General features: G+C 45.7%; 10 protein-coding genes and 1 riboswitch. All 10 genes read left to right on the plus strand.

The annotated features are described in order from the left end of the window. Positions 1-1,413, plus strand: a complete 1,413-nt coding sequence (gene dnaA / locus NQ518_RS00005; RefSeq protein ID WP_102698127.1) for a chromosomal replication initiator protein DnaA — start codon at positions 1-3, stop codon at positions 1,411-1,413. 195 nt (positions 1,414-1,608) lie between these two features. Then, a riboswitch (TPP riboswitch) is annotated at positions 1,609-1,708 on the plus strand. A gap of 79 nt (positions 1,709-1,787) precedes the next feature. After that, on the plus strand, positions 1,788-4,094 hold the full coding sequence (locus tag NQ518_RS00010) for a TonB-dependent receptor (protein WP_227961448.1): 2,307 nt from the start codon (positions 1,788-1,790) through the stop codon (positions 4,092-4,094). 265 nt (positions 4,095-4,359) lie between these two features. Continuing rightward, on the plus strand, positions 4,360-4,944 hold the full coding sequence (gene pnuC, locus NQ518_RS00015; RefSeq protein ID WP_036873419.1) for a nicotinamide riboside transporter PnuC: 585 nt from the start codon (positions 4,360-4,362) through the stop codon (positions 4,942-4,944). Continuing rightward, positions 4,941-5,603, plus strand: a complete 663-nt coding sequence (locus NQ518_RS00020; RefSeq protein ID WP_227961447.1) for a thiamine diphosphokinase — start codon at positions 4,941-4,943, stop codon at positions 5,601-5,603. Before pnuC ends, NQ518_RS00020 begins: the two co-directional genes overlap by 4 nt. Before the next feature lie 840 nt (positions 5,604-6,443). Then, positions 6,444-8,324 carry an FAD-dependent oxidoreductase gene (locus NQ518_RS00025; protein ID WP_227207662.1) on the plus strand — a complete coding sequence of 627 codons (1,881 nt, stop codon included), beginning with the start codon at positions 6,444-6,446 and terminating at the stop codon, positions 8,322-8,324. Positions 8,325-8,342: 18 nt separating this feature from the next. Then, the gene (locus NQ518_RS00030) at positions 8,343-9,536 is read left to right on the plus strand and encodes a n-acyl-d-glucosamine 2-epimerase (protein WP_227207660.1); all 1,194 of its coding nucleotides are present in this window, start codon (positions 8,343-8,345) and stop codon (positions 9,534-9,536) included. Between the two features lie 8 nt (positions 9,537-9,544). Further along, on the plus strand, positions 9,545-10,615 hold the full coding sequence (locus tag NQ518_RS00035) for a DUF4434 domain-containing protein (RefSeq protein ID WP_227961445.1): 1,071 nt from the start codon (positions 9,545-9,547) through the stop codon (positions 10,613-10,615). A gap of 29 nt (positions 10,616-10,644) precedes the next feature. Continuing rightward, the gene (locus NQ518_RS00040; RefSeq protein ID WP_227961443.1) at positions 10,645-13,785 is read left to right on the plus strand and encodes a SusC/RagA family TonB-linked outer membrane protein; all 3,141 of its coding nucleotides are present in this window, start codon (positions 10,645-10,647) and stop codon (positions 13,783-13,785) included. A 13-nt stretch (positions 13,786-13,798) separates the two neighbouring features. After that, on the plus strand, positions 13,799-15,427 hold the full coding sequence (locus NQ518_RS00045; protein WP_227961441.1) for a RagB/SusD family nutrient uptake outer membrane protein: 1,629 nt from the start codon (positions 13,799-13,801) through the stop codon (positions 15,425-15,427). Positions 15,428-15,449: 22 nt separating this feature from the next. Continuing rightward, entirely contained in the window at positions 15,450-17,123 is a 1,674-nt protein-coding gene (locus tag NQ518_RS00050) for a DUF5018 domain-containing protein (RefSeq protein WP_227207652.1), read from the plus strand. Positions 17,124-17,158: the final 35 nt, after the last annotated feature.

The following is a 17,158-nucleotide window of genomic DNA, read 5'->3' on the forward strand; positions in this document are numbered from 1 at the left end:
ATGAATGTAAGTCCTAATCAAGCTTGGGGCCAAGCCCTTGCGCTCATCCGTGAGAATGTTTCCAAGCAACAATATGATACATGGTTTCAGCCCATCACCTACGAGTCGTTCGACGAAGCGACCCGCACGTTGTTGATACAAGTACCCAGTCCGTTTGTGTACGAGTACTTGGAAGAGAATTATATCGACTTATTGAGCAAGGTGCTCAGGCGTTCTTTTTGCGACAACATTCGTTTGAAATACCGTATTGTCACCGATCAGGAGCATCATTTAACACAGGATGTAGAGGCAGAACAGACCGATGTGACTGGCGTTAAGCCACAGAAGAAAACCCGTGCCAATCAACCTCCGTCAGCTCTTGACGCCGCCCAGCCGCAACAGTTGGACCCAAATTTGAATCCACACCTTACTTTTAATAATTATATTGAAGGCGACAGCAACAAGTTGCCGCGCTCGGTTGGCATGTCTATTGCCGAACATCCCAACAAAACACAGTTTAATCCCATGTTCATCTACGGTCCATCGGGCTGTGGAAAGACCCACTTGATCAACGCCATCGGCATGCTCTCTAAGCAGCTATACCCGCAGAAAAGGGTGCTGTATGTTAGTGCACGCTTGTTTCAGGTGCAGTACACCAATGCCGTTTTGCAGAACTCTGTGAACGATTTCATCAACTTTTATCAAACCATTGATTTGTTGATTGTCGACGACATACAAGAGTGGATGACGGCAACGAAGACACAAGACACTTTCTTTCACATCTTCAACCACCTGTTCCGCAATGGTAAGCGCATCATCTTGGCCAGTGATCGACCACCTGTTGACTTGAAAGGAATGAACGAACGGCTGCTGACACGGTTCGCATGCGGACTGATTGCCGAGTTGGAGAAACCCAACTTGCAACTTTGTATCGACATCCTGAATAGTAAGATACAGCGCGACGGTCTTCAAATTCCAGACGACGTGGTACAGTATATCGCACAGACGGCCAATGGAAGCGTGCGTGATTTGCAAGGCGTCATCAACTCGTTACTGGCCTATTCGGTGGTTTACAACAGCGTGGTGGATATGCGTTTGGCACAAAGAGTCATACAGCGTGCCGTGAAGATCGATGACAAACCGCTCACCATCGATGAGATTCTCGACACCGTTTGCCGACATTTCAACGTCACTGTATCGGCAGTGAACAGCAAGAGTCGAAAGCAAGAGTTGGTAACGGCGCGTCAATTGTCCATGTATCTGGCGCAAAAGTACACCAAGATGCCAGCCTCTCGCATTGGAAAGCTGGTGGGCGGGCGCGATCACTCCACCGTTATTCATAGCTGTTCGCGCATCGAACAGCGCCTGAAGTTGGACTCCATGTTCTCCAACGAGGTGATGAGCATTGAGAATTCGTTCAAGTTGAAGCAATAACCGGCAGTATCAATCCCTGTTTGTCGTCCACTTTAATATTTAAAATGAAATAGACATCTTGTCCAAGGCCCTCGAGCTTTGGACTTTTTTTTGCCTTGAGTCCATTTCTATCGAATTGTTAGTCGCAAGGTTGTTTTTTGCGAATATTCTTTGCTGGTCTTGTTGAAAAGTCATACCTTTGCCGTCGGTTTACAAACAGTAAGCTAAGGGTGCTCACTTTTATTCGTGGGCTGAGAACAAACCTTCTGACCTGATCTGGGTAATACCAGCGTAGGAATTGACCAAGAAGCCAAGTGGGCGAAGTTCTTCAACAGTAAAACTTTGCACTTGCTCTCTCCCTTATTCATTTATTTTTTTGATCGCTAAAAAAAACAATGAAAAAGTTTTTATGGGCAGCGTTTGCGATGACTGCCGCCAATGTGTATGCGGTGCAACCTATTGACACCTTGCATACTTACGAGTTACAGGATGTACAAGTAATTTCTACTCGTGCCAACAAGAAAACGCCTATGGCGCATTCGGACTTGTCACAAAAGCAAATCAAGCAGATGAACCATGGCAAGGACATTCCATTCTTGTTGTCTACGTTGCCATCGATTACCCTTACTTCCGATGCAGGTAATGGTATTGGGTACACCTCCTTGCGTGTGCGTGGCATCGATCCCTCGCGTGTGAACATTACTGCAAACGGTATTCCGATGAACGATGCCGAGAGTGCAACCCTCTTCTGGGTGAACATGAGCGACTTTGCCTCGAGTGTGCAGAGCATGCAGCTGCAACGAGGAGCTGGTACGTCTACCAATGGTGCGGGTGCTTTTGGTGCTACCTTGAACATGCAAACCGAGAACATCGGTACCAAACCATTCTTCGGTATCGACCTTTCGGGCGGCAGTTACGGTTCGCACAAGGAGACTTTGCGCTTCGGAACAGGACTTATCGGGGGACATTGGGGCATACAAGGACGCCTTTCAGATATCGGTAGCGACGGCTATTTGGACCGAGCTTCCACCAAACTCAATTCGTATTTCATCCAAGCGGGCTATTTCTCGGACAACACCATGGTGAAGTTTGTCACCTTCAATGGCATGGAGCGTACTTATCACGCATGGAACTACGCTTCCAAGTACGAACAAAGTCTGTACGGACGCACCTACAATTCGTGCGGTGAGTATTCCGATGCCGAGGGCAAGGTGAAATATTACGACGGACAAACGGATAACTACCATCAGCAAAACTACCAGCTGCATTGGAGTCAACTACTTGGTGACCAATGGAAACTCAACGTTGCCTTGCATTATACTAAGGGTGACGGATACTACGAGCAGTACAAAGGAAAAGGCAATTGGTATCAATATCATCTGTCTAAAGACACCAAGTTGTTGGGCGACTTAGTGCGCCAAAAGAAGATGGACAACGATTTTTATGGTGCTGTAGGTTCCATTAACTATGACAACAAGCGTGGTTTGACAGCCAACATCGGTGGCGGTTGGAACAAATATGTGGGCGGCCACTTTGGAAAAGTCATTTGGACGGGTGCCCCTTTCTATCAGATAGAAGATGCCAACGGCAATAAGAAGAAGGTGTATCAGATGGGACCCTCCACATTGGAGCCTGATAACGAGTATTACAACAACGATGCCAAGAAGGTGGACGGCAATGTTTACGGAAAGGTAAACTGGGAGTTCGTAAAGGGTTTGAGTGCCTTTGCCGACTTACAATATCGTCATGTGGGCATTAAGATGACAGGTCCTTCCGATGCATGGGATGACAATAACAAGCAGGTTGTCTTCAATCTTGACCAAAAGTTCAATTTCTTCAATCCTAAGTTTGGACTCAATTATCAGGCTGATGCCAACAACCGCGTGTATGCATCGTATGCCATTGCGCACAAAGAGCCTACCCGCAACAGTTTTGAGCAAAACCTTGACACCAAGTTGGAGGCAGAGAAATTAGGCGATTTGGAAATAGGTTACCAGTTTGCCTGTGCCAAATACAGCGCAGGTGTCAACCTATATTATATGAATTATAGCAATGAATTTGTGCTCACTGGCGAACTGGATGCCATCGGTGAGATGAAGACAAAGAATGCAGGTCGTAGCTATCGCATGGGTATTGAATTGGAATCGGCTTGGCAGCCTGTCGACTGGTTCACTTGGAACGTTAATGCCACCTTCAGCAAGAACCGTGTTAAGGACTGGATGGTGAAGTTGGAAGACAAGAAGAACGTTTCTTTGGGCGACACACCTACCAGCTTTTCTCCAGATCTTATCTTCAACAACATCTTCTCATTCAACTACAAAGGGTTGTCTGCCAATGTTCATACGCAGTATATCGGTGAGCAGTATCTCACCAATACAGGACTGAAAAGCTATCAAACCAAAGACGACAACCGTCAAGACATTGACGTGAGCATGATGTTGGGCAGCATCTTTACTACCAACCTCAATGTGGCTTACACCTTTGCCTGTCACAAGTTGGGCTTGAAAGAGGCTACCGTTGGCTGTACTGTCTACAACCTTTTCAGTGCCAAATACGACAATAACGGCTGGGCAGCACCTAGTTTTAAGAAGGATGCACAAGGCAACGTCGTAGCTACCTATGGCAAAAACGGACAGTATATGGCTGGCTTTGCGCCACAGGCTCCTATCAACTTTATGGCAAACTTGTCATTGACGTTCTGATAAGAGTTGATGGGAGAGGAGTAGGAGTTTATGGAAGTTATAAGGGAGAAAAGGGAAGTTGATTAAGAGTTAAGGGGAGTTAAGGGGAGTTACGTAGGGAGTTAACGGACATTACCTTATTGATAGAGATAGAAAAAAACAATTTCTGCCTTCCATTGCAAAGCATTTGTCCGATAACTCCCATTAACTCCCCTTGTAACTCCTGTTAACTCCTGACCTAATTCCCTATTTACTCCCTTTAACTCCCATTCTAACAAATAATAACATGACATTCGATTGGTTGGATATAGTCACCACCATTTTGGGACTTGTCTATATCTATTTGGAATATAAAGCTAGCATTTGGCTGTGGATAGTGGGCATCGTGATGCCTGCCATGGACGTGTTTTTGTATTGGAGACACGGTTTGTACGGCGATGCGGGCATGGCAGTATATTACACGCTGGCTGCCATTTATGGATATATTGCATGGAAGTGGGGCAGCAAACTCTTCAATCAAAAAAAGCAAGAACTGCCCATTACGCACATGCCTGGCAAGCATTATTTGCCTACTTTCGCGTTCTTCGCCTTGGCGTGGGGCGTTACTTATTATGTTTTGGTGCGCTTTACCAACAGCAACGTACCTTTGTTAGACAGCTTTACCAATGCACTCAGTTTCGTTGGCTTATGGGCTTTGGCACGCAAGTATGTAGAGCAATGGCTCTTTTGGATTGCGGTCGATGTGGTTTGCACTGCGCTATATGTGTACAAGGGCATTCCTTTCAAGGCAGGACTGTACGGACTTTATGTCGTCATTGCCGTGTTAGGGTACTTCAAGTGGAAGTCGATGATGAAGCAAGCAGCGTCATGAACTATCAGCTCATCAACTCATCAACCAATTTCGACGTGGTGGTTTTAGCGGGCGGAGATTATCCGCAGCATGCCGTTCCCACCCAAATCTTGCAGCAAGCGCCTCGCATTGTGTGTTGCGACAGCGCCATCGAGTTGCTGCATCCCTCGTTATATAATAAGGTGGAAGCCGTGGTTGGCGACGGTGATTCGATGTCTGATGCTGCCAAACTACAATTTCATGACGTGCTGCATGTTGAGCATGAACAGGCAGACAACGACCTTACCAAGGCTACCCGCTATTGTGTCAGCCGCAACTATAGCCGTATCGCCTATTTGGGAGCAACGGGCAAGCGTGAGGATCATACCATGGGAAACATCTCCCTCTTGCTGCGTTATTTTCAAACCTACGGTGTGCAGCCTGTCATGGTGACCGATTACGGCACGTTTGTACCTTGCCATGGCGATTGCACCTTTGAGTCGTTTGCCAAACAGCAAGTAAGTATTTTTAATATTTCATGCCACCGTATCGAAAACAAGGGCTTGCGTTGGCAGTCGTACGCCTATCAAAGTTGGTGGCAAGGTACGCTCAACGAGTCGCTTGCCGATGTCTTTACCCTCCATGCCGATGGCCATTACCTGGTTTATCGCACCCACGAAGCAAAATCGGCCATGCAATAGCCTCGTGTTTCTATTCGGTAATAATGCGCACTTCTGGGCTTTCAAGCAATGATACTCTCTTGTGTTAACAGACCTTTCATTTGTTAAGTCGATTCATTTTATTTGACAAAATAAAATTGCAAAATAGATAAAACAAGGGGATTTTTAAGGTGTTCAAAACCTTAAAAGCATCATCTTTTACCACATTCACATACAACAAATCCGCAATCAGCATGCTATTGCCGCCCAATAGGTATGCTTTTGCCATCCAATTGTTATGCTTTACCTGCCCAATATGCATCATATAGCAGGGCTTTTTTGCACGAAAAAGGGATTTTTCGTACCAAACACATTTTTTTTAGTTTGCATTTCAGGCTCAAAAAACCTATAACCTGCTAATAATCAACTTGCTAATAAAAACTCTCTCATATTTCACATATTTCCGTGACATGAACAGGTTGGTTGAAAAAACGTCCGGCATTTGTGTTAAAAAAGACGTTGCAGCTGAAGAAATCTTACCGAAGAACGTTCCGTTTGAACTAAAAAATGCAAATTATCATTCTTCATTAAAAGCGCTGTGGTTGTAGACAGCAGTCTTCCGTTCGCCCAGCGATGAACCCATACAGCATGTACAGTTGCTGTCTGTACGATAAACATTATAATAATAGATGCATGATTAAATAAAAAACTTATTAAATAACCAACAAATAATTATTAAATATTTTATAATTAAAAAGACATATAAATATAATTATTTATTTGGTTATTCTTAAATATATATTTACCTTTGTCACGGTTCAATACGAACTGTACTCTTTAAATATTAAACCTAACCTAATGAATCGTAGATCTAACCGACTAATGAAAGAAAAACGATCTTATTTTTTGATACTGGTTTTGTATCTCTTCTTTTTGCCCAAATCGCTTTTAGGTGGCAATCTACATCCAGACATTGTCGTAGCAGGAGGTGGTGCCAGTGGCGTATCTGCTGCCTTGCAATCAGCTCGTATGGGTATGCGTGTACTCGTGATTGAGGAAAGTACATGGTTGGGTGGCATGCTAACAAGCGCAGGTGTCAGTGCCATCGACGGAAACTTCAATATGCCTGCTGGCATATTTGGTGAATTTAGGAATCGTCTTGCCCAGCATTACGGCAGTCTTGAAGCCTTGAACACCGGGTGGGTAAGCCGAGTTCTCTTCGAACCCTCGGTAGGCAACCAGGTTTTGAACGACATGGTGGCACAAGAGAAAAATATCGAAGTGTGGAAAGAGAGCAGTATCAGACGCATCAGCAAAAAGCAAGGCGAATGGAACTTGAAGATTAAAAAGCAAGGTAAAAGCGTGATCGTTAAAACACCAATGCTCATTGATGCTACTGAATTAGGAGATGTGGCAGCCAAGTGTGGGGTAGGCTATGATGTTGGCATGGATAGTCGCCATGATACGCAGGAGGATATTGCTTTGGAAAAAGGCAACAATGTTATTCAGGACCTTACCTATGTTGCCATCTTGAAGGATTATAAAAAGGATGTTTCCATGCGAAAGCCGAAGGGTTATGACCCTTCAGTCTTTGCCTGTTGCTGCATCAACCCGCTGTGCATATCCAGCAATGAGCCAAAAAGAATGTGGCCGGCAGACAAGATGATGAGCTATGGACAGCTTCCCAATGGCAAGATTATGCTGAATTGGCCTATCAACGGAAATGACTATTACGTCAATTTGGTGGAAATGTCTGACAAGCAACGCAGACGAGTTTTGAAGAAAGCGAAAGAACATACCTTGTGTTTTCTTTATTTTATTCAGCACGAATTAGGATTCCGTCATATAGGACTTGCCGACGACGAATATCCCACAAAAGATCTTCTGCCTTTCATTCCTTATCATCGTGAATCCAGGAGAATTCATGGAGCGGTTCGGTTTACACTCAATCACATGGTGTCACCTTACAATCAAGCAGCTCCTTTGTACCGAACCAGCATCGCTGTTGGCGACTATCCTGTAGACCATCACCACATGCGCTACAAAGAAAGTCACACGCTGCCCGACATACACTTCTATCCAGTTCCGTCATTTGGGCTGCCGTTAGGAACACTCATTCCACAGGGAGTCGAGGGTTTGATAGTAGCAGAGAAATCCATATCCGTGTCTAATATCGCCAATGGTGCAACACGTTTGCAGCCTGTGGTGATGCAGATAGGTCAGGCAGCTGGTGCATTGGCGGCCCTCTCACTCAAGAAAAGAACGCCTTTATCGGGCGTATCTGTAAGGGATGTGCAAGATGAAATATTGAAGGCGGGCGGATATTTGCTTCCCTATCTGGATGTTCAGAAACAAGATCCTCGATTCATACCTTATCAACACATTGGTTCAACGGGTATTTTGAAAGGGGTTGGCAAAAATGTAGATTGGAAGAATGAAACATGGCTGAGGACCGACCAACCATTAAAAGGACGCGAACTGGAAGGTATGCGTGACATTTTCCCACGATGGAAGCAAACAGGTGCCATGTTGACAGACTCGGTGATGACATTGGGGGACGCATTGCGTGTTATTCAAAACGTAGCTGAGTCAGAGGGAATGCCCATCAAAGCAAATTGGGAACCACTGTTAACGAAATACCATTTTAAGGCAACAGACAAGGCACACGTCATTACACGAGGTGAAATGGCCGTACTGATAGACCAAATGCTCGATCCCTTTCACTGGAAAGAAGTTGACATACAGGGAAATTTCATGAATTAATATTTAAATCATATAGCTATGGATATAGATCAATTGAAAGAATTAGCCGACTTGTACAAAAGTGAATTGCTACAAAGAGTGGTACCTTTTTGGCTTGAGAAGTCACAAGACGAAGAGTATGGTGGATACTTCACATGCTTGGATCGCAAAGGAAATGTTTTTGACACCGACAAATTTATTTGGTTGCAGTGTCGTGAGGTGTGGTTGTTCGCCATGCTATATAACAAGGTAGAGAAAAACGAGGAATGGTTGAACTGTGCCATCCAAGGAGCAGAGTTTTTAAAAAAGCATGGACATGACGGCCAGTACAACTGGTATTTCTCGCTGGATAGGACAGGCAAACCATTGGTTGAGCCTTACAACATCTTCTCGTACACGTTCGCAGCCATGGCTTTCGGACAGCTAAGTTTGGCTACAGGCAATGACGAATATGCCACCATCGCCAAGAAAACGTTCGATATCATTCTGTCGAAGGTAGACAATCCCAAAGGTAAGTGGAACAAGATACATCCGGGAACACGCAACATGAAAAATTTTGCACTGCCCATGATACTCTGCAACTTGGCCTTGGAGATAGAGCATCTTCTTGACGAAAACTATCTACTCGAGACCATGGAAACGTGCATCCATGAAGTGATGGACGTGTTTTACCGACCAGACCTTGGCGGCATCATTGTGGAAAACGTAGGTGCCGACGGCAACTTGGTAGACTGTTTCGAGGGCAGACAGGTAACACCGGGACATGCCATAGAGGCCATGTGGTTTATCATGGACTTGGGCAAACGCTTGGACAGACCCGAACTGATAGAAAAAGCCAAGGACACCGCACTTACCATGTTGGAGTATGGATGGGACAAGGAGTTTGGTGGTCTGTACTATTTCATGGATCGCAATGGCTGTCCTCCCCAGCAATTGGAATGGGATCAGAAGCTGTGGTGGGTACACATCGAAACCCTTATCTCTATGCTCAAGGGCTATCAGCTCACGGGAGACAAGAGGTGTATGGACTGGTTTAAGAAGGTACACGAATATGCATGGACACATTTCAGAGATGACGAGTATGCTGAATGGTACGGATACCTCAACAGGCGCGGCGAAGTGCTGTTGCCATTGAAGGGTGGAAAATGGAAAGGATGTTTCCATGTACCCAGAGGAATGTACCAATGCTGGACCACGTTGGAAGAAATAGTCAAGGCAAACGATACCAAATAAAGCGAACCATGACAAACAGGAGAAACTTTATCAAGCAAATAATGGGTGCCTCAACGCTTGTGATGGGTAGCAAAATACTGTCTTCTTACACCAAGGTGGACAACACTTTTGCCCAGCACGAGGATGGTGAGACTTTTGCTACACCGCACGCCATGAAGGGCATGCCTATTAAAGCTACATTTCTGGATGAGATAAGTTGGGACATTCCACACCAAAACTGGGGCAAGAAAGAATGGGATCAAGACTTCAAGGCCATGAAAAAGATGGGCATCAACACGGTTGTTCTCATCCGTGCTGGACTGGGAAAGTGGATTGCCGCACCATTCTCAACTCTCATCGGTAAAGAAGATGTATATTATCCGCCAGTTGATTTGGTAGAAATGTTCTTGACACTCGCCGACAAGTATCGCATGAATTTCTTCTTCGGCATGTATGATTCCGGCAAGTATTGGCAAGAGGGGCTGTTTCAAAAAGAGATAGACCTGAACCTAAGCTTGATAGATGAAGTGTGGGCCAAATATGGTAAGCATCCCTCTTTCAAGGGATGGTATCTGTCACAAGAAATCAGTCGCCGAACAAAGAACATGTCACGCATATATGCAGAGGTTGGCAAGCACGCCAAAGCCGTGTCGGGCAACCTCACGACCATGGTTTCGCCCTATATTCACGGCGTGAAGACCGACCAAGTGATGAGTGGCGACAAGGCTCTCACCGTGAGAGAACATGAAGAGGAATGGAACGAGATTTTGGGCAACGTCAAGGGTGCTGTGGATATCTTGGCATTTCAAGACGGCCAGGTAGACTATGGCGAACTGTACGATTATCTTGTGGTGAACAAAAAATTGGCAGACAGATACGGAATGAAATGCTGGACAAACATTGAATCGTTTGACCGCGACATGCCCATCCGCTTCCTGCCAATCAAATGGGAGAAGCTGCTGTTGAAACTTGAAGCTGCACGAAAAGCCGGAATGGAAAACGCCATTACCTTTGAGTTTTCACACTTCATGAGTCCCAATTCCGCATATTTGCAAGCTGGTCACTTGTATCGTAGATACTGTGAGCATTTTAATATTTAAATTATTCACTAACCTAAAAATCATAATTAATGGAACAAATTAGATGGTGTATCAGGAGGCTTGTTGTGTCCTTGATCCTAACAGTCACATGTGTGGCAGCAAGCTATGCGCAAAATGTGATAACAGGAACAGTCAGCGACACGAACGGTGAGCCTTTGGTAGGAGTGTCTATCGTTGTGAAAGGAACGACGAGAGGACAGGTTACTAACATTGATGGACGATACCAAATTGAGGCTAAAGCCAATGACATACTGACTTTCGCAAGTGTCGGTATGGTATCGCAAGAAGTGAAGGTGGGCAATCGCAAGACGATTGACATTACGATGAAGGAGGATGTCGCCGCTTTAAGTGAGGTCGTAGTGGTGGGCTATGGCACACAAAAGCGAGGAAGCATTACGGGCGCTATCTCCACTGTATCTGACAAAGAGATACTAAAAGCACCGACCATGAGTATCAGTAATATCATCGGACCGCGCATCGCAGGTGTGGCAGCCGTGCAATCAAGCGGGCAGCCTGGTAGTGATAACGCTGCGCTCACCATGCGTGGACAAGGGGGTATCATCTACGTTATTGATGGTATTCGACGCACCTCAGCCGACTTTAATGGATTGGACCCGAATGAAATAGAATCGGTGTCTATCTTGAAAGACGCATCCGCCGTGTCTGTCTATGGTCTGGATGCCAACGGAGCGTTTATCGTAACCACGAAAAAAGGTAGCAAAAACAAGACGTCCATCTCCTACACGGGAGCTTTTGGAATTAGCGAGAACGCACAAAATCAGGTGTGGCTTGACGGCCCCGGGTACGCTTATTGGTACAACAAAGCACGCGAATTGCAGGGCGACGCCCCCGTCTTTACAGATGAAATGGTACAAAAGATGCGTGAAGGAGTTGACGGATGGGGTAACACCAACTGGTACAAAAAATTGTTTGGAACAGGAAACCGTATGCACCACAATGTGTCCGCATCGGGTGGAAACGACAAGGTGAAGTTTTTCGCATCGATGGGTTATTTGAAAGAAAACGGCAATATTGACAATTTCGATTATGACCGTCTGAATCTACGTTCAAACATTGACGCAAAGATAACCGACAATCTTACTTTTACGCTGGGCATTGCCGGGCGTATAGAGAAGCGCAATGCACCCAGATACTCAGCCAACCCAAACGATTGGCATAACATTCCACAGCAGATCATTAGGGCTATGCCATACGTTCCGGAAACTATGGAATATCAGGGAAAGACTTACGCCGTATCTACACCAACCGCTTCGTCACCAGTTGCCCCATTGGCATCCATCAATGAGTCAGGATACAGCAAGTCTAATCGCTCGTTTGTACAGACCAATTTCAGTCTGAAATATGATGCGCCTTGGCTGAAAGGCTTAAGTGTGAAGTTTCAAGGAGCTTACGATGCTAATTTCTATTTCAACAAAGTGCTAAGCAATCCTTTCGAGGTGATGCAGATGAGTCTGCCCACCTCCGCATCCAAGACGTTGAATTATTACAAGACTTACGATGCCCAAGGAAACAGCGTGTCACTGAGTGAGGCCGCCAGCAAGGGTTACAACTTTACCACACAAACCAGTGTGACATACGACAACAGGTTTGACAAGCACACCGTGGGCGTGTTGTTATTGGCCGAGACGCGCGAAAACAAGAGCAACGCCCTGAGTGCAACTGGTACAGGATTGGACTTCTTGCAGCTTGACGAGCTTAGCAAGATTACCAACTTGACCGGTGATGGCAAAGAAAAGATGCCTACGATTGGTGGTTATAGCGGATTTACGCGGGTGGCTGGATTTGTCGGTAGGCTCAATTACAACTATGATGACAAGTACTACTTGGAGGCTTCGGCACGTTATGATGGTAGCTACCTTTTTGGTGGCATGAACAACCGATGGGTGTTCTTACCCAGTTTGTCATTGGGTTGGCGTATCAATAACGAAAAATGGTTTGACGCAGACTGGGTGAACAACCTGAAACTGCGTGCAGGTGTTGGTAAAACAGGAACAAGTAGCGGATTGAACGCATTTCAATGGCGCAACGCGATGACATTGGTGAAAAACGCATTGGTGCTGGGAGGCGGAAGTCAGTCGATGATGTATGCCAGCGTTTTAGGAAATCCTGACCTACGATGGGCACAATGTATGAACTACAACCTCGGTGTAGACGCAACCTTATGGAATGGCCTTTTAGGCATCGAGTTTGACGTGTTCTATAAATATGAGTATGACAAAATTTCGTCTGTCGTGGGTGCGTTCCCACCATCACGAGGTGGATACTATCACAACTCAGCCAATATAAACAAAGCTGATTACAAGGGATTTGAGGTGGCTCTAACCCATCGCAACCACATTGGGAATTTTAATTATGGTGGAAAATTGATATGGTCGTACGCTTATGGACGTTGGCTGAAATACGCAGGCGATACTGACAATGCTCCTGAATACCAACGCATCACAGGTAAACAAATCGGTGCCAAATATGGTTTCATGGACGCAGGACTGTTCAAGGACGAGGCAGATATAGCCAATTCGCCGACTGTCGTTGGTTATAAAGCACTGCCGGGCTATATAAAATATGTGGACCGGAATGGAGATGGTGTGATAACCGCTGCCCAAGACCAAGGCTATGTAGGAAAAAGCTCAACCCCAACACACACAGGATCGTTCAACTTGTTTGGCGATTGGAAGGGATTCGACTTTGACTTGCTGTTCTCTTGGGGCTTGGACAATGTTGTGGCGTTGACTGGACTGTATAGTGGTTCGGGCATCCAAGACAACACGTCCTATACAAAGCCATTCTACCACGGTGGTAACTCACCAACTTATTTGGTAGAGAAATCGTGGACACCCGACAACCCCAACGCAGAGTTCCCGCGTCTTGAGATTTCAGGACCAAGCAATAACAACGGTTTCTCTTCCACGTTCTGGTATCGTTCGGGCAATTACATGCGGTTAAAGACAGCGCAAATTGGCTACAACTTCCCCAAGCAATGGCTAACTAACATAGGCATTGAGGGTGCAAGAATATATGTGGAAGGTTTCAACCTGTTGACATTCAGCAGTCTAACCAAATACAACATAGACCCTGAGTCTCCTTCTGTAAACAACGGTTACTACCCGCAACAGAGGACGTATACCATGGGAATAAAACTAACATTCTAAAAGATTTGACAGTATGAAAAATATATGTTTTAATATAGCGGTGGCATTTTGCGCAGTCTTGCCCTTGACATCGTGTAACGATTGGCTGGATGGCGTTACTCAAACAGCGACCGTAAGTGATGAGATTGTTTGGCAAGACGCAAAGCACGTTGATAAAAACGTGAATGCTTTTTACACCGCTTTGCACAGATACGGCCAGTTTGGAGAGACGCAGTTTGGCGGTAGCTTGACCGAAAGCCTTACAGACGCCTTCAAATATGGCTCGGTATCATTGGGTCATCGCGCAGGGCATCCCAATGTTTACGTTACCGACCCATCAGTAGTGACACCCGATGGCTGTCTATATAATGTATGGAGCGAGGGAGCTGCTTACGGAAGTATCAGGCAGATAAACCAGTTTTTAGCCATGCAAAAACAATATTCGAAGTTTTCTGAGGAGCAAAACGCACGCTGGGAGGCTCAGGCTCGCTTCTTCCGCGCATACCTATACTTCCAGTTGGCTAAACGGCATGGTAGCGTCATTATCTACGATAACTTGCCAGAAAGCAACGACAAAGCACTAAGTTCGGCTGAAGAAACTTGGAAATTTATCGGTGATGATCTTGACTTTGCGGCAGCTAACCTTCCTGCGGAGTGGGCAGATCCCAATGCAAAAGGCAGGGTAACTCAAGGAGCAGCCTATGCGCTGAAGTCACGAGCCATGCTTTACGCAGAACAATGGCAGGCTGCATACGACGCAGCCGACAAGGTAGAGAAGCTCGGGCTTTACGATTTGGCATCCAATTACGCTGACGCATGGAGTGGCAACAACAACGAATGCATTTTGGCGTTCAGGTACAACAAGGACAGTGGACCCTACCACAGTTTTGACCAATACTATGTGCCACAGTGCGACGGATACGATTTTGGTGCTACGGGAACACCCACGCAGGAAATGGTGGAGTGCTATGAAACCAAGGAAGGTAAAACTGTGGATTGGACACCATGGCATGAAACGACCAACCAAAAGCCTCCTTACGACCAGCTTGAACCCCGATTTGCCGCAACTATCATATATGCGGGATGCGAATGGAAGGGACGCAAGATGGATTGCAGCGTAGGAGGAAAGAACGGTGAGTTCATGGCTTATCGTGAGCAGGCCTACTCTTTCGGCAAAACCACCACAGGATATTTTCTTCGTAAGCTGCTCGACGAAAAGCTGACGGATATCAAGGGACAACATAGCTCGCAACCATGGGTAGAAATACGCTTTGCCGAGGTGTTGTTGAACAAAGCCGAGGCTGCCTTCAGATTGGGCAAAACCAGTGAGGCACAGACGCTCATGAACCGCGTGCGGGCACGTGTTGGACTGCCTGCGAAAACCTCTACCGGTGACGCTTGGTTTAAGGATTACCGCAACGAGCGTAAAGTGGAATTAGCTTACGAAGGACATCTGTTCTGGGATATGCGCAGGTGGAAACTGGCTCATATTGAGTATAACAACTACCGCTGTCACGGTATGAAGATTACCAACGGCACATACGAGTATGTTGATTGTGACGGTCAAGACCGTAAGTTCTCGTCAAAACTCTACAGGCTGCCTGTTCCTACATCCGAATTGAAGAACAATAAGTTGGCCAAACAGTTTGATGAATGGAAATAACAACCTTTAAGTATTGACAAATATGAAAACCAAAATATTGACATTAGCCTGCAACCTGCTGCTTATTTTTACATGGGTAGGTTGCCAAGAGCCCGAGGAGTTTCACCCTAATATAGAGCGAAACGGCATCACGAATCTCACAGCACGATTTATTGATGACGACAGGGATGAAAACAACTTCACAAGTGAGATAGACTATCAAAACAAAGTGATTACCGTCGTGTTTCCTTATAACTACCCACGGCTGTCTGACAATGTTCTCGACAAATCGTCGCTCAAAAAGATGCGGGTGTTCGCAAGTCTTGAAAACAACGTGTATGTGACACCTAAGCTGTACTTTATGGATCTGACGAAGGAGAACACGATTACCGTAACCGACCAGAACGGCGGGAAGGCAGACTATAAAGTTGTGGCCGAAATAAGAAAAAGCAACGAATGTGCCATCACTAAGTTTGACCTCCCGAATGCTAACTTAAGTGGCCTTGTGAAGGAAGCAGACAAGGTAATCTCCCTTGTCTCTGCTGACGAGATTGGCAAACAACTTGCTACGGTGAGCATCTCTCACGGAGCCACCATTTCTCCTGACCCAACAGTCGTAGCTCTTGACTATGACCAGGAGCAACAAATCAAGGTTACGGCGCAAGATGGCGTTACCTCGATGGTGTACACTGTGAAAAAAGAAATTCCACAAAAAATCAACAATGGATTGCGCGCCAGCAGCGCCCAACTGTTGTGGGTAAAGAAACTTGTGGACATCGGACTAACCCAAAACCACATGACCACCGGTATCGCTGCTCTTAACAACTATGTTGTTGTGAACGAGAGAGGCAATGGACAAGCTGTATATCTCAACGCCAAAACTGGAGAGATAGCTGGCCATATCGACATCAGCGAATTTGCTGGAAGCGTGACAAACATGTATGCCACGGCCGATGATAACGACAATATATTGTTCTGTAACCTCAATAACCAGAAAAATGGTAAGTTCGTTATCTGGAGAGTAAAGGGTGTCAAGGGCAAGCCTGAAAAGTATTTAGAATATACCACAAGCGCACAAATGGGACGTAAACTATCTGTTATTGGTAGCTTGGACGGTGATGCTATTATTACTGCACCTATATATGCTACTGCAGGACAATTCGCACGCTGGCAGGTGAAAGCCGGAAAGCTGGTTTCTACCACGCCAGTCATGGTTCAAGCCCAAGGCTTAGGTAACTGGGGTACTAACGCAGACGTAATATACAGCGATCCAACTGACCCCACAAGTGACTATTTTGCTGCATATTATGCCGCACCAAGGCATGCCTCATTGTTTGACGGCAAAACCAATTCCATCAAGGCCAAGGGACCTGAAATTACATCTAATTGGCTTCAGAATGCGGTAGACTATACCATATTTAACAAAGCACACTACTTCATTTCTAACTCTGTGAACCTTTGGACATGGGGTACAGACGATTGCATCTACTTGTTCGACACAGGTGGTGGCAATTTGGACACGCAGGTGCTTGACTTCTCTTCAAAAGGCTTGGATATCAATGGCAAGTATGGAGGCAAGGCATTAGGAAAACAAAACGCAAATGGAACAGGCGACGTCGCACTGAGAGTATCGAACGACGGATACTATCTGTACATCTACTTCATGTTTACCAACGGATATGTTGGTTGCGTGCGCTGCGACTGTTTGGATTTGTAATCTTTCATTCAACCATCTCAATGCTTTGACCATGT

This window comes from Hoylesella buccalis ATCC 35310, assembly GCF_025151385.1.
Lineage (GTDB): Bacteria > Bacteroidota > Bacteroidia > Bacteroidales > Bacteroidaceae > Prevotella > Prevotella buccalis.